The following is a 15,631-nucleotide window of genomic DNA, read 5'->3' on the forward strand; positions in this document are numbered from 1 at the left end:
CCGCCGAGGCCCCCTCGCCTGAGACGAAAGACCTCTTCGTGACGTACACCCTGCAGAACGCGGTGCTCCCGCTCGACCGCGATCCCGACCTTCTCCCCCTGTACGTCGACCCCGAGACATGGTCGACGATCGACGAGGAGCCGGTGCGCGTCACCAACGTCGCACAGCTGAGCAACATCCTCGACCGCACGCGCGCGCGCATCGTCGCGGGTCGGCGCGTGTCGTTCGGCACCTACTTCAACGCGTTCCCGGCGTCGTACTGGCAGCACTGGACCGCCGTCCGGCAGGTGCGCCTCACGGTGCGCACCACGGGAGACGCCACGATCCTCGTCTACCGCTCGAACGGCGGCGGGACCAAGCAGCGCCTGGACACCCGTGAGGTGCGCGGCGACGCGAACGAATCCTCCTTCGACCTCGTGCTCGACCAGTACAGCGACGGCGGGTGGATCTGGTTCGACGTCGCCGCCGACCGCGCCGACGCGATGTTCGAGGGCGCCGAGTGGACCACCGAGCAGGAACCGGTCCGCGCGGGCAAGGCGAGCATCGGCATCACCACCTACAACAAGCCCGACTACTGCGTCGAGACGCTCACGGCTCTCGCCGACTCCCCCGACGCTCTCGACGTGATCGACCGGGTCTTCCTCATCGACCAGGGAACCGATCTCGTCGCCGACCAGGACGCGTTCCCCGCGGTCGCCGGACGCCTGGGTGAGACCCTCGAGGTGGTGCGCCAGCCCAACCTCGGCGGCTCGGGCGGCTTCGCCCGCGCGATGGTCGAGACCCTCGCCCGGGAGGGGAGCGACTTCGTGCAGCTCCTCGACGACGACGTGCGCATCGAGCCCGAATCCATCCGACGCTCCGTCGTCTTCGGCCGCTACGCCTCTGTGCCCACCATCGTGGGCGCGCACATGTTCGACCTGCTCGACCGACCCAAGCTGCACGCGTGGGCCGAGGTCGTCGACGACGCCCCGTTCATGTGGCGAGCGCTGTTCCAGGAGCGCCTCCCCCACGACTTCAGCGTCGCGAACCTGCGCCAGTCCCCCCTGCTGCACATGCGCCTCGACGCCGACTACAACGGCTGGTGGATGTGCCTCATCCCCACCAGCATCCTGCGGGAGATCGGGCTGTCCCTGCCCGCGTTCATCAAGTGGGACGACGCCGAGTTCTGCGTGCGGGCGCGGGATGCCGGTTACCCCACCGTCTCGGTCCCCGGCGTGGCGCTCTGGCACGTGTCGTGGCTCGGCAAAGACGACTCGATCGACTGGCAGGCCTACTTCCACGCCCGCAACCGCATCGTGTCGGCACTGCTGCACTCGCGTTCCCCGCAGGGCGGCACGCTCATCCGTCACAGTCGACGCGTCGACCTCAAGCACCTGATGATGATGCAGTACTACCCGGTGGAGCTGCGCCACCGTGCGCTGCGCGACATCCTCTCCGGCCCCGAGCACATGCGGGCGAACCTCGCCACCGCGATGCCCGCCGCCCGTGCCGTCGCGAAGAAGCATCCCGAGACGGTCATCCACAAGGATTCCGGCGTCCCGCTGCGCTCCCGCCGCGGTCGGCAGGTGTTCAAGCGTCTGAAGAACCATCAGTTCGACAGCCCGACCGGCATCGCCCTGCGCACCTTCACACTGCGCACGCTCCTCTCGCACTGGTTCCACACTCCGCGCCCCGAGAACGTCGAACAGCCCGAGGTCGAGTTCGGCAAGGGCGACGCCAACTGGTGGCGCGTTCCGCTGTACGACAGCGCCCTCGTGAGCGCCGCCGACGGGTCGGGGAAGAACATCTACACGCGCGACCGCGCGCTGTTCCGCCGCATGCTCGTCGACAGCTGGCGGCTGCACCGCCGCCTGCAGCGGGAGTGGCCCTCCCTCTCCCGCCGTTACCGTCGCGCCCTGCCCGATCTCGTTTCCGAATCGCAGTGGCGCGCCACCTTCGAGGAGCGTTCCTGACCGTGGCATCCTTCGATCCGACGTCGGCGACCATCGTCGTCGTCACCTATAACCGCACGCCCCTGCTGACCCGGTTGCTCGAGAGCATCGAGCAGATGGATCCGGCGCCCGGGCATCTCGTGGTGGTCGACAACGCCTCGACCGACGACACCACCGCGGTCGTGGAATCCTTCCGCGACCGTCTGCCCACGACGCTGGTCTACCGCCGACTCGAGACCAACACCGGAGGATCCGGCGGGTTCAGCGAGGGCATGCGCGTGGCGTACGACCTCGGATCCGAGTGGATCTGGCTGATGGACGACGATGTCGAGGTCGTCTCCGACGGACTGGCGCGCATGGGTCACTGGGCGCCGCGCTTCCGCAGCATCCAGGGTCGTCGGTACGACTCCGACGGCAGCGAGTTCTACTGGCAGTACCGCGTGGCGGAGTCGATGGCGATCCCCATCCCCTTCGCCCCGGCCGGCTTCGACTCCTCGGGCTACAAGCCGATGAATTCGGGATGCTTCGAGGGCATGTTCATCCACCGCGACATCGTCGCGAAGATCGGCCTGCCCGACCCGCGCTTCTTCATCTACTGGGACGACCAGCTCTACGGATGGCTCGCCTCCCGGCAGACACCCTCGGTGATCGTGAACGAGTTCGTGCTGCGCCGCACGCGCGAGATCAAGCAGTGGGACATGGGCATCCGCCACATGAACGCCTCCAGCGACGCCTATCGGTACTTCATCATGCGCAACCGCGCGTATCTGGCGAAGTACTACCGCGAGCTGGGCGTCTATCGGCCGCTGCCCTTCCTCACCGGCACCGCGCTGACCTTCGTCAAGGAGCTCATCCGGCTCGTCGTCGTCGAACGCAAGGTCCGCGGCACGAGCCACCTCTTCCGGGGGCTCCGCGACGGACGGGCGATCGCCCGCGACTCCTCGTGGAAGCCGATGCCGCCTTTGGAGCAGGCGCAGCCCGCGTCCTGAGCGCTCGCGCTCAGCGTGTGGCGTAGTCGGTGTTGTAGCGGTCGAGCACCTCGGCGATCGGGGCGTCCAGCTGCAAGGCGCCGCGGTCGAGGTAGAGCCCGCGCGTGCAGAAGCGGCGCAGGTCCTTCTCGTTGTGACTGACGAAGAAGAGGGTGCGTCCCGCGGCGAGCATCTCGTCGATGCGCCGGTAGCACTTCTCGCGGAACGCACGGTCGCCCACGGCGAGCACCTCGTCGACGAGAAGGATCGGCTCGTCCAGCTGCGAGACGACCGAGAACGCCAAGCGCACCTTCATTCCGTTGGAGAGGTGCTTGTAGGGCGTGTCGACGAAGTCGCCGATCTCGGCGAACGCGATCATGTCGTCGAAGCGACGCGCGACCTCCGCACGCGGCATCCCGTGCAGTCCCGCCGTGAGGCGCACGTTCTCGCGCACGGTCAGGTCACCCACGAAACCGCCCGTGATCTCGATGAGCGGTGCCACACCGCCCTCGACCTCGACGCCGCCCTCGTCCGGCAGCAGCACGCCCGCGACGAGCTTGAGCAACGTCGACTTGCCCTGGCCGTTGCGCCCGACCACGCCGATGGACTCGCCCGGCTGTACGCGGAACGACACGTCGCGCAGGGCCCAGAACTCGTCGGGACGCGAACGGCGCGCGGAGCCGGCGAACAGATCCTTGAGGCTGCGGCTGCCACGGCGGTTGCGGCGGAAGCGGACGCCGAGGCCCTCGACCTCGATGGCGGGTCGCGTCATCACAGCTCCTTCAGCACGGGACGCTCGAGACGCGGGAACACCATCAGGCCGATGACCAGGATGCCGACGCTCACCGCCGCGCCCACGACGACGGTCAGGGTGTCCCACTGGTCGGGGAAGAAGCCCACGCGGTAGAGGGTGAAGATGCCGGCGAGCGGGTTGAACGCGGCGATGTCGGCGAAGACCCCGGGGAGATTGCCGACGCCGTAGATGATGGGCGAGGCGTAGAACAGCGCGCGCAACACGAGGCGCGTGGTGCGCTCGAGGTCGCCGAACATCACACACAGGGGCGCGACGATCAATCCGAGTCCCACCAGCAGGATCGATTGCAGCAGCACGGCGAGGGGGAACGCCAGCAACGCCCACGACACCTGCGCTCCACCGAAGACGGCGAACAGGGCGAGCACCGGCACGGAGAAGAGAAACTCGATGCCCTTGCTCAACACGATGCGGTTCACCCAGATCCACCGCGGGATCGCGGTCGAGCGCACCAGGCGGGCGTCCTTCTTGAATGCCTTGGTGAAGTCGGTGACCGCGGAGTTGAACCACACCCACGGCAGCAGCGCCGTGATGAGGAAGACGATGTAGGGGTCCTCTCCGACCGACCGGTGGAAGACCTGCGTGAACACGAACCAGTAGATGCCGGTCATCACCAGCGGGTCCAGCACCGACCACAGGTAACCCAGGGCGCTCGTCGAATAGCGCACGCGGAGGTCGCGCGCCGACAGCAGCCACAGGGAGTGGAGCGAGCGCCGCACCGATCCGGGGGCGCCGACGGCGGCGGAAGTCACCACGAAATCCTATGCGGGCGCGTCATCCGAGGCTGGACGGAAGCTGCTCGGCCAGCGAGGGACCGAGGGTGCGGGCGTACAGACGCGTGAGGTGGTTGTCGTCGCGGTACACGGAGACGTTGCCGATGACGCCGACGCACAGGTCGTCGGGGCAGATCCAGGGAGTGAGGTCGAGCAGGTCGACACCCGGGCGGTCGAGCACACGGGCGGGGTTCTCGTCGGCGAGGGACGCCGCACGGGGTGCGGCGCAGTCGAGCGGATCGTCCGCGTCGATCACGCAGCCGTACATGTCGAACGCGAACCGCGGGTTGTCGCGCACCGCCAGCACCGGGATGCCGGCATCCCCCATGCGATCGAGGAACAGCTCGATGCCGGGGCGCACGACCTCGTCGTCCTCCCCCGCGTCGGAACGCGTGACGACCGTCATGACGGCGTCGGGCGCGACCCGCTCGACGAGATCGATCGCTTCCTCGCGCCACGCGTCGCAGCGCTCGTCCATTCCGGGTTCCGCCAGTCCCATCGAGCAGCCGCCCTTGATGAGACTGACGACTCCCCACCCGTTCTCGTCCGCGAGCGGCAGCAGCGCTCCGGTGATCTGCTGCGCGTGGGAGTCGCCGATGACCGCGATCGTGAAACCGGCTCGTGCGGTGCGAGCGGTCTCGAAGCACGTGCCGAGGAGGATGTCCGTGTCGACGCTCCATCGACCGGCGCACGGGTTCTCCAACTGGACCCACTCGTCGTCGAGCAGGGTCGGGAGGGGCAGCAGCTCGGCATCCGTCGGGATCTCCGCCAGCGACGGATCGCGCAGCACCGCGGCACCGGGGTTGTCGCGTACGGCCTGCGCCTCGATCGCCCGCTCCTGCGCCCACGTCGACACCTGCCAGGCGCCGAGGGGAAGGGCGACGACGCTCGCGGCGACGGCGACCACCGCGACCGGCACCCACGGCGAGCTGTCCGACCGACGCCACGCGCGCACCGGTCGATCCACCGCCCACGTCAACGCGCGCGCGAGCAGCAGCGACAGCGCGATGATCGCGGCACCTCCCACGAGACCGACCTCGACGCGCTCGTTGACGACGAGGAAGGTGACGAGGATCGGCCAGTGCACGAGGTACAGCGCGTACGCGTCGCGCCCCACCGCCTGCAGCGGCCGGGAGGACAGCAACCGCGCGGGCCCCCTGCCCCGGTCATCGCCCGACCCCGACACGACGATCGCGGCCGCGCACAGGACCGGCCACAGCGCGAGGAACCCCGGGAAGCCGCCGCGCACGTCGAGCACCGCGCCGAGGACGAGCAGGCCCGCCAGCCCGGCCCATCCCAGGATCGCCCGGGCGACGGCGCCGACGCGCACGTGCGGGAGGGCGACGACCAGGAGGGACCCGGCCGCGAACTCCCACAGCCGCGCCCCCGTGTCGAAGTACGCCATCTCCTGCGCCGTCGCGGTGCGCACCACCGAGTACACGAACGACAGCGCGAAGACGGCGCCGAACACGACACCCACGACCCGGTCGGGAGAGAGGCCGCGCCGGCGGACGACGAGCTGGCAGAGTCCGAGCAGCACGACCCACAGGACGAACGCCTGCCCCTGCACCGACATCGACCAGAAGTGCTGCAGGGGGCTCGGGATCTCGGTGCGGGCGTAGTAGTCCACGGCATCCGCCGCGAGCACCCAGTTCTGCACGTAGGCGAGCGACGCCCAGGTCTGATCCCAGACCGCGCGCCAGGCGGTAGGAGGGTAGGTGAACCAGACGAGCGCGAGGACGCCCGCGAGCGTCACCGCCGCGGCCGGCAGAAGGCGGCGGAAGATACCGAGCAGGTGAGGGAGCGGTCGGACGGGGTTGGGCCCGGCCATCCGCCGGACGAACCCCCGGGTGAGGAAGAACGCCGACAGCATCAGGAAGACGTCGACCCCGCCCGAGACGCGTCCGAACCACACGTGGTACGTGACGACGAGGAGGATGGCGACGGCACGGAGGCCGTCGACGTCGGGCCGATACGCCCACCGCCCCTCGTCCGCCCTCCCGCCGATCGACGGGAGGGTCTGCGGACGCAGCGTCAGACGCACGAATCCGTCACGCGAGCTGGTTGTTCCACATCGACAGCGCCGACCCGATGGCCATGTGCATGTCGAGGTACTGGTAGGTGCCCAGGCGTCCGCCGAAGTACACCTCGCTCTCGCCCTTGGCGAGCTCGCGGTACGCGAGCAGACCTGAGCGGTCGTCGGCGGTGTTGACCGGGTAGTAGGGCTCGTCGGCGCGCGTGGCGAAGCGCGAGTACTCCCGCACGACCACCGTCTTGTCGGTCGGGTAGCGGTCCGCGCGCTCGGGGTGGAAGTGCTTGAATTCGTGGATGCGCGTGTAGGGCACGTCGGCATCGGCGTAGTTCATGACGCTGGTGCCCTGGAAGTCGCCGATCGGCAGCACCTCCTGCTCGAAGTCGAGCGTGCGCCACGACAGCTCGCCCTCGGCGTAGTCGAAGTACCGGTCGACCGGACCGGTGTAGACGACCGGCACCTGACCGACGGTCGCCTTCTTGTTCAGCGGCTGCGCCTCGTCGAAGTAGTCGGTCGACAGCTTCACCTCGATGTTCGGGTGATCGGCCATCCGCTCCAGCCACGCGGTGTATCCGTCGACCGGGAGACCCTCCCAGGTGTCGTTGAAGTACCGGTTGTCGTACGTGTACCGCACGGGCAGCCGCGAGATGACCTCCGCGGGGAGGTCCTTCGGGTCGGTCTGCCACTGCTTCGCGGTGTAGTCGCGGATGAACGCCTCGTACAGCGGGCGTCCGATCAGGGCGATGCCCTTCTCCTCCAGGTTCGCGGCATCCTTCGCGTCGAACTCGCCGGCGAGCTCGTGCACGAGCGCCTTCGCCTGGTCGGGCGTGTAGGCGGCCTGGAAGAACTGGTTGATGGTGCCGAGGTTGATCGGCAGCGGGAACACCACGCCCTTGTGCGTCGTGTAGACGCGGTGGACGTACGAGGTGAAGTCGGTGAAGCGGTTGACGTACTCCCACACCGTCGGGTTGGAGGTGTGGAACAGGTGCGCGCCGTACTGGTGCACCTCGATGCCCGTCTCGGGCTCGTTCGCGGAGTAGGCGTTTCCGCCGATGTGATGACGACGATCGATGACCGTCACCTTGCGGCCCGCAGCGGCCGCGCGCTCGGCGATCGTGAGACCGAAGAAGCCGGAGCCGACGATGAGGAGATCCATGAAGTGGTGCGTCTTTCGTGTCGCGGACACGCGGAGAGCGATCCCGCGCCCCTCCAGTCTAAAGGGGCACCTCGCCGCGGCCTTCAGGGGCGGGTCAGCGACCGTCCGTTAGCATGGCTGACTGTCGTCCAGCGAGAAATGGGAGTGCATGAGCGATTCCTGGTGGGTGATCGTGATGCCTCTCATCATCTCGATCCTCGCTCTCGTCGTCCCCGGAATCGTGGTCCTCGCCGCCGGGTGGGGCGTGCGGCGTCTGCGCATCCTGGCCCTGGCACCGGTCGTCTCGATCGCGATCCTCGCCGTCGCCGCGATCGCCGCCCCGCTCGCGCGCCTGTCGTGGTCGGTCGTGCCGATCGCGATCGTCACGATCGTCGCAGCGGCTGTGGCGTACGCCCTGCGCCGATGGGTCGGACCCGAGTCCGGCGACCGCACCCCGGGGCGCACCCTCCTGTGGGGCGGCCTGTCCCTCGTGGTCGCGGGCGTGGTCATCGCCCTCCAGCTCGCCTGGGTCTTCGGTGGTCCCGCGCACATCTCGCAGACCTTCGACGCGATCGTCCATCTGAACACGGTCGCCTTCGCCGTCGACACGGGCGACGCGTCGGCCTTCCACATCGGACTCACCTCCGACATCGGCTTCTACCCCAACGGCTGGCACACCGTCGCCGCGCTCGCCGCCCAGGCGACCGGAGCCGCCGTCCCGGTCGCCGTCAACGCCGCCAACATCGCGCTCGCAGCCGTCGCCTGGCCGCTGTCGGTGGTCGCCCTGAGCACCGCCCTGCTGTCGGAGCGCACCGCCGTGGTCGTCAGCGCCGCAGCACTGTCGACGGGGTTCGGCGCTTTCCCCCTGCTGCTGATGTTCTTCGGCGTGCTCTACCCGAACGCCATGGGCTACGCGGTCCTTCCGGGCGGTGTCGCCGTCGTCGTCCACCTGCTGCGGGCGACCGGACTCGCCGCGCGGGTGCGCGCCGCCGTCCTGCTCCTGGTGGCGGCCGCGGGCGTGGGCCTCGCCCATCCGAACGCCTTCCTGTCGATGGCGGCCCTGGGCGCCGGTGTCGCCGTCGTCGAGCTGGTCGGCCGTGCGGTGCGGCATCCGTCCCGCCGTCGGTGGCTCTCGACCACGGCGATCCTGCTGGCTTTGTTCGTCGTGCTCGGCGTGCTGTGGCGCGTCATGCGCACCAACGCCGAGATGTCGATCTGGGCGCCGTGGCAGACCACGGCCCGCGCAGTCGGCGAGGCCCTCCTGCTCTCCCCCGGCGGCTACACGATCACCCTGACGGTCTCGGTGATGATCGCGGCGGGCGTCTTCGCCATCGTGCGCCGACCGCGCCTCCTCGTCGTCGCCGCGCCCATGGCTGTCGCGACGGTGCTCTTCGTGGTGGCCTCGGGCACCGCCGGGGGCAACGCGCTGCGGGAGTTCCTGACGAACCCCTGGTACAACGACTCCTATCGCCTCGCCGCCCTCCTGCCGGCCGCCGGGATCCCGGTCGCCGTCCTCGGTGCGGTCACGATCGCCGACGCCGCCGGGCGCGTCCTCTCCCGCGCCCGTGCCGGGCGCGTGCTGCGCGTCGCGGTCGCCGCGGTCGGCGTCCTCGCGGTGTTCTCGGTCGGGGTCAGCCCGAACATCCTCCGCACCGCCGCCGACGCGCGCGGCGCCTACGCTCTCGACGCCACCTCGCCGCTGCTCACGAGCGATGAGGAGGCGCTGCTGGAGCGCCTGCCCGAGACCACGCCCGCTGACGCGGTCATCGCCGGCAGCCCCTGGACGGGAGCCTCCTTGGCGTATGCGATCGGCGACCGCGAGGTGCTGCGCAAGCACGTGTTCGGTGCGATCGGAACCGACGAGGAGTACCTCGACAACCGCTTGAGCGCGATCGACTCCGATCCGCGCGTGTGCGAGGTCGTCGACCGCCTCGGCGTCGACTACGTGCTCGACTTCGGCGCGCAGAACGTCTGGAACAACCCCGGCGTCGGACTCGAGCGCCAGGGGCTCTACAACCTCTCCCCCTCGGAGCACCTCGTCCTCGTCGACTCCGAGGGACCGTCGGCGCGCCTGTTCAAGATCGAGGGGTGCTGACGTGTCCCGCGAGAGCCGCGTCGCCGTCGCGTACGACTGCCTGTTCCCCTACTCCACGGGAGGGGGCGAACGGCAGTATCGTGCGGAGGCCGTCGAGCTCGGCCTGAAGGGGTTCGAGGTCGACTACCTCACCGCCACGCAGTGGGACGGCCCGGCACCGGTCGAGGACGCGTTCCGCATCGTCCCCGTCACCGGGCGACTCTCGCTCTACTCGGATGACGGGGTGCGCCGCATCCCCGCGGCCCTCCGGTACGCCGGTTCGCTGTTCGGCGCTCTCCTCCGCCGCCGTCGCCGCTACGCCGCGGTCATCGTCAGCGGCCTGCCGATCTTCAACGTCTTCGCCGCGCGGGCGGCGCTGCTGGGTTCGGGGACGAAGCTCGTCGTCGACTACCTCGAGGTCTGGCACCGTCGTCAGTGGGTCGAATACTCCGGTGCGGTGACCGGAACGATCGCATGGCTGCTGCAGCGGGCCGCCATCGCGATCACGCCGATCGCGACCTGCCATTCGCAGCTCTCGGCCACCCGGCTGCGACGCGAGGGCCTCCGCGGAGAACCGCTGGTCAGCCCCGGACTCATCGACGGTGCCGCCGAGGTGCCGCCGCCGGGTCCGGCCGCGGCCCCGCCCTACGTGCTCTACGTGGGTCGCCACATCCCCGACAAGCGCGTCGAGGTGCTCCCCGCCGCCGTCGCCGCCGCTCGCGACGGCGTTCCCGGCCTGCGACTCGTCGTCCTGGGCACCGGCCCGAGCTCCGACGCGGTGCGCGCCGAAGTCCGCCGCGTGGGCGGCGAGGCCTGGACGCGGTTCCCGGGCTTCGTCTCCGACGCCGAACTCGATGAGCTGCTGCACGGGGCCGCGTGCCTGGTGAACCCCTCCCGCCGCGAGGGCTACGGACTCGTCGTCGTCGAGGCCAACGCCCACGGCGTTCCCGTCGTGCTCGTCGCCGACGAGGGCAACGCGTCCACCGAACTCATCGACGACGGCGTCAACGGCGTCGTCTCCCCGACCACCTCACCCGCCGACCTCGCCCGGGCCATCCGGGTCGCCGTCGACGGCGGTGACGACCTGCGCCGCTCCGCGCGCGCGTGGTACGACGCCGCCGTCGGCACCCGCACCATCCGCCGCACCGTGGAAGGGATCCTGTCGGCACTGCCGCTGCCGACGCCCGCCGCGGTGAAGACGAAAGAAGACAGCCCGTGACCACTCCCGCTCCCACGGACGTCGAACTGACGATCCTCATGCCCTGCCTCAACGAGGCCGAGACCCTCGAGGTCTGCATCCGCAAGGCGCAGGGCTTCCTGCAGCGCAGCGGCATCCGCGGTGAGGTCCTCATCTCCGACAACGGCAGCACCGACGGCTCCCAGGCGATCGCCGAAGGCCTCGGCGCCCGCGTGTCGCACGCCCCGCGCCGCGGATACGGCGCGGCCCTCATCAACGGCATCGAGCAGGCGCGCGGGACGTACGTCATCATGGCGGATGCCGACGACAGCTACGACTTCGAGAACCTCGAGCCGTTCGTCGACCGCCTTCGCGCAGGAGCCGACCTCGTCATGGGCAACCGCTTCCGCGGCGGGATCGCCCCGGGCGCCATGCCCCCGCTGCACAAGTATCTCGGCAACCCGGTGCTGTCGTTCATCGGCGAGCTGTTCTTCCGTCCCGGCATCCGGGACTTCCACTGCGGTCTGCGCGGATTCAACCGCGCGCGCATCCGCACTCTCGATTTGCAGACCACGGGGATGGAGTTCGCCTCCGAGATGGTCGTGCGCGCCTCCCTCGCGCGCTACCGCATCGAAGAGGTGCCGACGACGCTGAAGAAGGACGGCCGCTCGCGGCCTCCGCACCTGCGCAGCTGGCACGACGGCTGGCGCCACCTGCGCTTCCTGCTGCTGTTCGCCCCGCGCTGGCTCTTCGTCTACCCGGGCCTGGTGGCGTTCTTCCTCGGCGCGATCGCCGTCGGTGTCCTCTCCTTCGGCGGTATCAACGTCGGCGGCGTCGGATTCGACGTCACGACGATGGTCTACGCCAGCGCCCTGTGCGTGATCGGGTTCCAATCGCTGCTGTTCTTCTGGTTGACCAAGCTCTACGCCACGCAGGAGGGGTTCCTCCCCACCAGCGAGCGTTATCGCCGGATCGTGGCGAAGTGGTCGGCCGAGCGCGGCCTGCTCATCGGCGTCGGACTCTTCGTCCTCGGCGTGGTGATCGGCATCGTGCAGGTCATCCTGTGGGGCAGCCTCGACTTCGGGCAGCAGAATGCGGCCCAGGCCGTGCGCATCGCCGTGCCGAGCGCGCTGCTGATCATCCTCGGTTTCCAGACCGTCATGATGAGCTTCTTCTCGGGCGTCCTCACCACGCCCCGGCGCGAGCAGCGCCCCGAAGCCGTCATCGAGAGCTGACCGCCGTGCGGATCCTCGTCGATCTGCTCGGCTACACCGGCGGTCGCGGCGGCACCGAGACGTACGTGCGCGAGCTGCTGCCGCGCCTGGCCGACGAGATGCCGGATGCCGGCTTCGTCGCCCTGACCGGAGCGTCCGGCGCCGCCGGCGTGCGGGCGTTCTTCCCGGGCGAGGTGCGCGTGGTCGAGTGGGTCGGCGACGGACGCGCCTCGTGGGCCGCGGGTGAGATCGTCGCGGTGGAGCGGGCCGCGAAAGCGACGGATGCCGACCTCGTGTGGAGCCCCGCGAACTTCGGTCCCCTGACCGCCGGCGCCGTCCCCCGCGTGGTGTCGGTGCACGACGTCATCTACCACGAGGTGCCCGGCACGGGCCTCGAGCGGATCACGCGCGCCGTGACGGCCTGGCTCATGACGCGCACCGCGCAGACCGCGCGGGAGGTCGTCACCGTCTCCTCCACTGCGGCGAGCGCGATCTCCCGTCATCTCGGCGTCGCGCGCGAGCGCATCACTGTCGTGCACAACGGCGGGAGCGACATCACCCGCGTCGACGACCCCTGGCGTCTGCTGGCACCCCTCGGCATCCGCCCGGGAAGACCGGTCCTGCTGTCGACGGGCAACCGGATGCCGCACAAGAACTTCGCGGGTCTGCTGGCCGCTGTGGCGCGGATCCCCGCCGACCGGCGTCCTCTCACGGTGATCGCGGGCGGCGGAGCCGACGATCCTCTGAGCCCGACGGTCGAACGCCTCGGCCTCACGGCCGACGTCGTGCTGCCGGGCTGGGTCGGCGACGACCAGTTGCGCGCGCTCTACCAGGTGGCCGACGTCTATGCGTGCCCGTCTCTGACCGAGGGCTTCGGCCTGCCCGTCGTCGACGCCCTCGGCGCGGGAGTGCCCGTGGTGGCCCACGACACGGCGGTGCTGCGCGAAGTCGGCGGGGAGTGGGCGCGCTATGCCGACGCGACGGATCCCGCTGCATTCGCCCGGGCGATCCTCGCGGTGCTGTCCCTCGACGACGAGACGCGCGTGGCGCTGCGCACGGGTGGGCGGGAGTGGGCGAGCCGCTTCAGCTGGTCGGCTGCGGCCATCGCCCTCTCGGTCGTGTTCCGTCGCACGGCGGCGCGGGGGAACAGCCGTGGCTGAACCGGCGTCCCTGCGCTCGCGACTGTTCGGCTTCACGCTGATCCCCGCCGTCGCGGCGGTGTCGCCCCTCGTCGTGCTGCCGGCCGTCTCGCGCGCGGCACCCGACGGCTGGTCCAGTGCGATCGCGGGGGAGTCGATCGGAACGTTCGCCGCCATCGCCGTGGCCTACGGCTGGACGACGGTGGGACCGGCCCTCGTGTCGATCGCGGCCGACGACGTCCGTCGCGGCCGCCTGTACCGCGACGCGCTCGTCGTGCGGTTGGCGACCTCGATCGTCGCCCTGCCCGCCCTCGTGGTGGTCTGCGCCCTCGTCGCGAGTCCCGGGTACGGCCTGCTCGCCGCCCTCATGGGTCTGCAGGGCGCGATGATCGCCCTGTCGTTCACGTGGTTCTCAGTGGGCGTGGGCGACCCGCGGTCGATCCTCTTCTACGATGCGATCCCTCGGCTCGTGGTGGCCGTGGGATCGATGGTCGCCATCGTCAACGGCGCTCCCGTCGAGGTCTACCCGATGGCCGGCATCGCGGTCACGGTGGTCGGGACGACGCTGTTCTCGCTGCGCCTGCTCCGCCGGTATCCGTCGGCGTGGCCGCCCGTCCGCGAGATCCCGGGCCTCTTCCGGATCGGCGCGCCGGTGGCGCTGAACGACGCCGCCCTGGGGGCGTACTCCGCCGTGCCCACGCCGCTCGTGAACGTGCTGTCGGTCGGGACGGCCGCCTCCGGCTTCGCCTCGGCCGACAAGATCGCCAAGCTCGGGCAGTTCCTCCCGCTCACCCTCGCCAACGCCCTGCAGTCGTGGTCGGCCGAGGTCACGGGTCCCGCGCGGCGGTCGCGGCTGCGACTGGCGCTGCTGATGCACGGCGGCTTCGGCGTGCTCGGGATGCTCGTGCTCGGCTTCGCCGGTCCCCCGGTCAGCGCGCTCATGTTCGGCGCGCCGGCGGCGGCGCCTTTCCTGGTCTGCCTGGCACTCGGCGTCGCCTTCGCCCTGTTCTCCCTGCGCACCTCGATGACGCGGCACGTGCTCTTCCCCGCGGGTGAGCAGCATGCCGTGATGCGGGCCACCGTGACGGCCACCGTCGTCGGCATCCCCCTCATGATCGGCGCGGGCCTGCTCCTCGGCCCCGTGGGGGTGGCCGCCGGGCTGGCCGTGACCGAGGCGATCTCCACGCTCATCCTGGTCGGGCGCACGCGCCGACAGGTCGACCTCGTCGCCGCCGAAGCATCCACCCCGTGATCTCACCGACCGCTCGAAGGGCAGGTCTCGCATGACCGACGCACGCGACATCGACATCGTCATCCCCGTGTACGGCGGGTGGGATTTCGTCCGCTCGTGCTTGCTCGCGGCCACGCGGCAGAGCGTCGCGGCGCGGATCATCGTCGTCGACGACCACTCCCCCGACGACACCGCCGACCGCGTCGCCGCCGAGTTCCCCGAGGTCACCCTCATCCGCAACGACCGCAACCTCGGCTTCGCCCGCGCGTGCAACGTGGGTCTGGCGGCCGGTTCGGCGCGACTGGTCATGCTGGTCAACAGCGACGTCGTCCTCGAGCCGGATGCCGTGGAGCGTGTGCTGGCGGCGATGACCGCCGGCGCGGAGTCGCGTCGCGTCGGTAGCGGAGCGACCCTCCTGTTGGCCCCCGACGGCACCGTCGATTCCTACGGCATCGTCGCCGACGTCACGGGAGCGGGTTTCGTGCGCTTCCACGGTGCGGACCCGGCGGCGGCGGACCCCGTCGATCCCCCCGTCCTCGGACCGTACGGAGCCGTCGCCGTCTACGTCCGCGCCGCCCTCGACGAGATCGGCCTGTTCGACACCAACATCTTCATGTACGGCGAGGAGCTCGATCTCGCGTTCCGGCTGCGCGCGGCGGCGTGGGAGTGCGTCGCAATCGAGGGCCCCCTCGGCACGCACCTCGGCGGGGCCAGCGCGGGCCGGGAGTCGGCTCGCCAGCGCCGTCTGTCGGGCTTCGCGCGCGGCTACCTGCTGCGCAAGTACGGCGTGCTCCGTTCGCGCTGGGCGCTGCGGGCGCTGGCCGTCGAGCTCGTCGTCAGCGCCGCGCGCCTCGTCCTGCGGCGCGACGTCCTCTCGCTCCGCGGTCGGTGGGAGGGCTGGCGCCGCGGCGCCGCCGCGCCCACCGCGGTCCTGCCGCTCGACGCGGTCGACCGCACGATCGGCCTGCGCGAATCGATGCGCATGCGCGGCGACCGATACTGGGCCGATCGCCCCGTCTCGCCGCGGTGACGGCATCCGGATGTCGCCCAGGCGGGCCCGCCGTCCCGTCCCCCGTCCGCACGGGCCGGGTGGCCCAGCTCTCGCCCGGGCGGGCCGGCGGGCCCGCGTCTCGCTCGGGAGGGCCT

12 protein-coding genes are annotated in these 15,631 nt (G+C 70.5%); 8 read left to right on the plus strand and 4 right to left on the minus strand.

What is annotated here, in order from left to right; all coding sequences use genetic code 11:
- Positions 1 to 38 precede the first annotated feature (38 nt).
- Together AB0230_RS02700 and AB0230_RS02705 are read left to right on the plus strand one after the other, a co-directional pair.
- Positions 39 to 1,952 carry a glycosyltransferase gene (locus AB0230_RS02700; protein ID WP_363578717.1) on the plus strand — a complete coding sequence of 638 codons (1,914 nt, stop codon included), beginning with the start codon at positions 39 to 41 and terminating at the stop codon, positions 1,950 to 1,952.
- A gap of 2 nt (positions 1,953 to 1,954) precedes the next feature.
- On the plus strand, positions 1,955 to 2,920 hold the full coding sequence (locus AB0230_RS02705) for a glycosyltransferase (RefSeq protein ID WP_315993324.1): 966 nt from the start codon (positions 1,955 to 1,957) through the stop codon (positions 2,918 to 2,920).
- Between the two features lie 10 nt (positions 2,921 to 2,930).
- On the opposite strand, the gene AB0230_RS02710 is transcribed toward AB0230_RS02705, so the two are convergent.
- The 4 genes from AB0230_RS02710 to glf are packed head-to-tail and all read right to left on the minus strand — an operon-like array spanning position 2,931 to position 7,671.
- The gene (locus AB0230_RS02710) at positions 2,931 to 3,671 is read right to left on the minus strand and encodes an ABC transporter ATP-binding protein (RefSeq protein WP_315993325.1); all 741 of its coding nucleotides are present in this window, start codon (positions 3,669 to 3,671) and stop codon (positions 2,931 to 2,933) included.
- Positions 3,671 to 4,462, minus strand: a complete 792-nt coding sequence (locus tag AB0230_RS02715) for an ABC transporter permease (RefSeq protein WP_315993326.1) — start codon at positions 4,460 to 4,462, stop codon at positions 3,671 to 3,673. Before AB0230_RS02715 ends, AB0230_RS02710 begins: the two co-directional genes overlap by 1 nt.
- Positions 4,463 to 4,484: 22 nt before the next feature.
- Positions 4,485 to 6,527, minus strand: a complete 2,043-nt coding sequence (locus tag AB0230_RS02720; RefSeq protein ID WP_366373827.1) for an acyltransferase family protein — start codon at positions 6,525 to 6,527, stop codon at positions 4,485 to 4,487.
- Between the two features lie 7 nt (positions 6,528 to 6,534).
- A complete protein-coding gene (gene glf, locus AB0230_RS02725) occupies positions 6,535 to 7,671 on the minus strand; it encodes a UDP-galactopyranose mutase (RefSeq protein WP_315993328.1) in 1,137 nt (378 codons plus the stop codon).
- Between the two features lie 148 nt (positions 7,672 to 7,819).
- On the opposite strand from glf, the gene AB0230_RS02730 reads away from it, so the two are divergent.
- From AB0230_RS02730 to AB0230_RS02755, 6 genes are read left to right on the plus strand one after another with little or no spacing between them, the layout of a single operon-like run.
- Entirely contained in the window at positions 7,820 to 9,745 is a 1,926-nt protein-coding gene (locus tag AB0230_RS02730) for a DUF6541 family protein (RefSeq protein WP_366373829.1), read from the plus strand.
- Between the two features lies 1 nt (position 9,746).
- Complete coding sequence (locus tag AB0230_RS02735) at positions 9,747 to 10,943, plus strand: glycosyltransferase (protein WP_363578713.1); 1,197 nt, start codon at positions 9,747 to 9,749, stop codon at positions 10,941 to 10,943.
- The gene (locus tag AB0230_RS02740; RefSeq protein WP_315993331.1) at positions 10,940 to 12,136 is read left to right on the plus strand and encodes a glycosyltransferase family 2 protein; all 1,197 of its coding nucleotides are present in this window, start codon (positions 10,940 to 10,942) and stop codon (positions 12,134 to 12,136) included. The genes AB0230_RS02735 and AB0230_RS02740 overlap by 4 nt, the downstream gene beginning before the upstream one ends.
- 5 nt (positions 12,137 to 12,141) lie before the next feature.
- Complete coding sequence (locus tag AB0230_RS02745; protein WP_363578712.1) at positions 12,142 to 13,275, plus strand: glycosyltransferase family 1 protein; 1,134 nt, start codon at positions 12,142 to 12,144, stop codon at positions 13,273 to 13,275.
- On the plus strand, positions 13,268 to 14,506 hold the full coding sequence (locus AB0230_RS02750) for a hypothetical protein (RefSeq protein WP_366373832.1): 1,239 nt from the start codon (positions 13,268 to 13,270) through the stop codon (positions 14,504 to 14,506). Before AB0230_RS02745 ends, AB0230_RS02750 begins: the two co-directional genes overlap by 8 nt.
- A gap of 31 nt (positions 14,507 to 14,537) precedes the next feature.
- Positions 14,538 to 15,515: a glycosyltransferase family 2 protein gene (locus AB0230_RS02755; RefSeq protein WP_366373834.1), complete on the plus strand. Its 978-nt coding sequence runs from the start codon at positions 14,538 to 14,540 to the stop codon at positions 15,513 to 15,515.
- Positions 15,516 to 15,631: the final 116 nt, after the last annotated feature.

Origin of the sequence: Microbacterium sp. NPDC089190, from assembly GCF_040701795.1 — a bacterium.
GTDB classification, from domain to species: domain Bacteria; phylum Actinomycetota; class Actinomycetes; order Actinomycetales; family Microbacteriaceae; genus Microbacterium; species Microbacterium galbum.

Coding starts and splice junctions, on each gene's coding strand:
- AB0230_RS02710 (WP_315993325.1), bottom strand. CDS start 3,671: ATGACGCGACCCGCCATCGAGGTCGAGGGCCTCGGCGTCCGCTTCCGC.
- glf (WP_315993328.1), bottom strand. CDS start 7,671: ATGGATCTCCTCATCGTCGGCTCCGGCTTCTTCGGTCTCACGATCGCC.
- AB0230_RS02730 (WP_366373829.1), top strand. CDS start 7,820: ATGAGCGATTCCTGGTGGGTGATCGTGATGCCTCTCATCATCTCGATC.
- AB0230_RS02755 (WP_366373834.1), top strand. CDS start 14,538: ATGACCGACGCACGCGACATCGACATCGTCATCCCCGTGTACGGCGGG.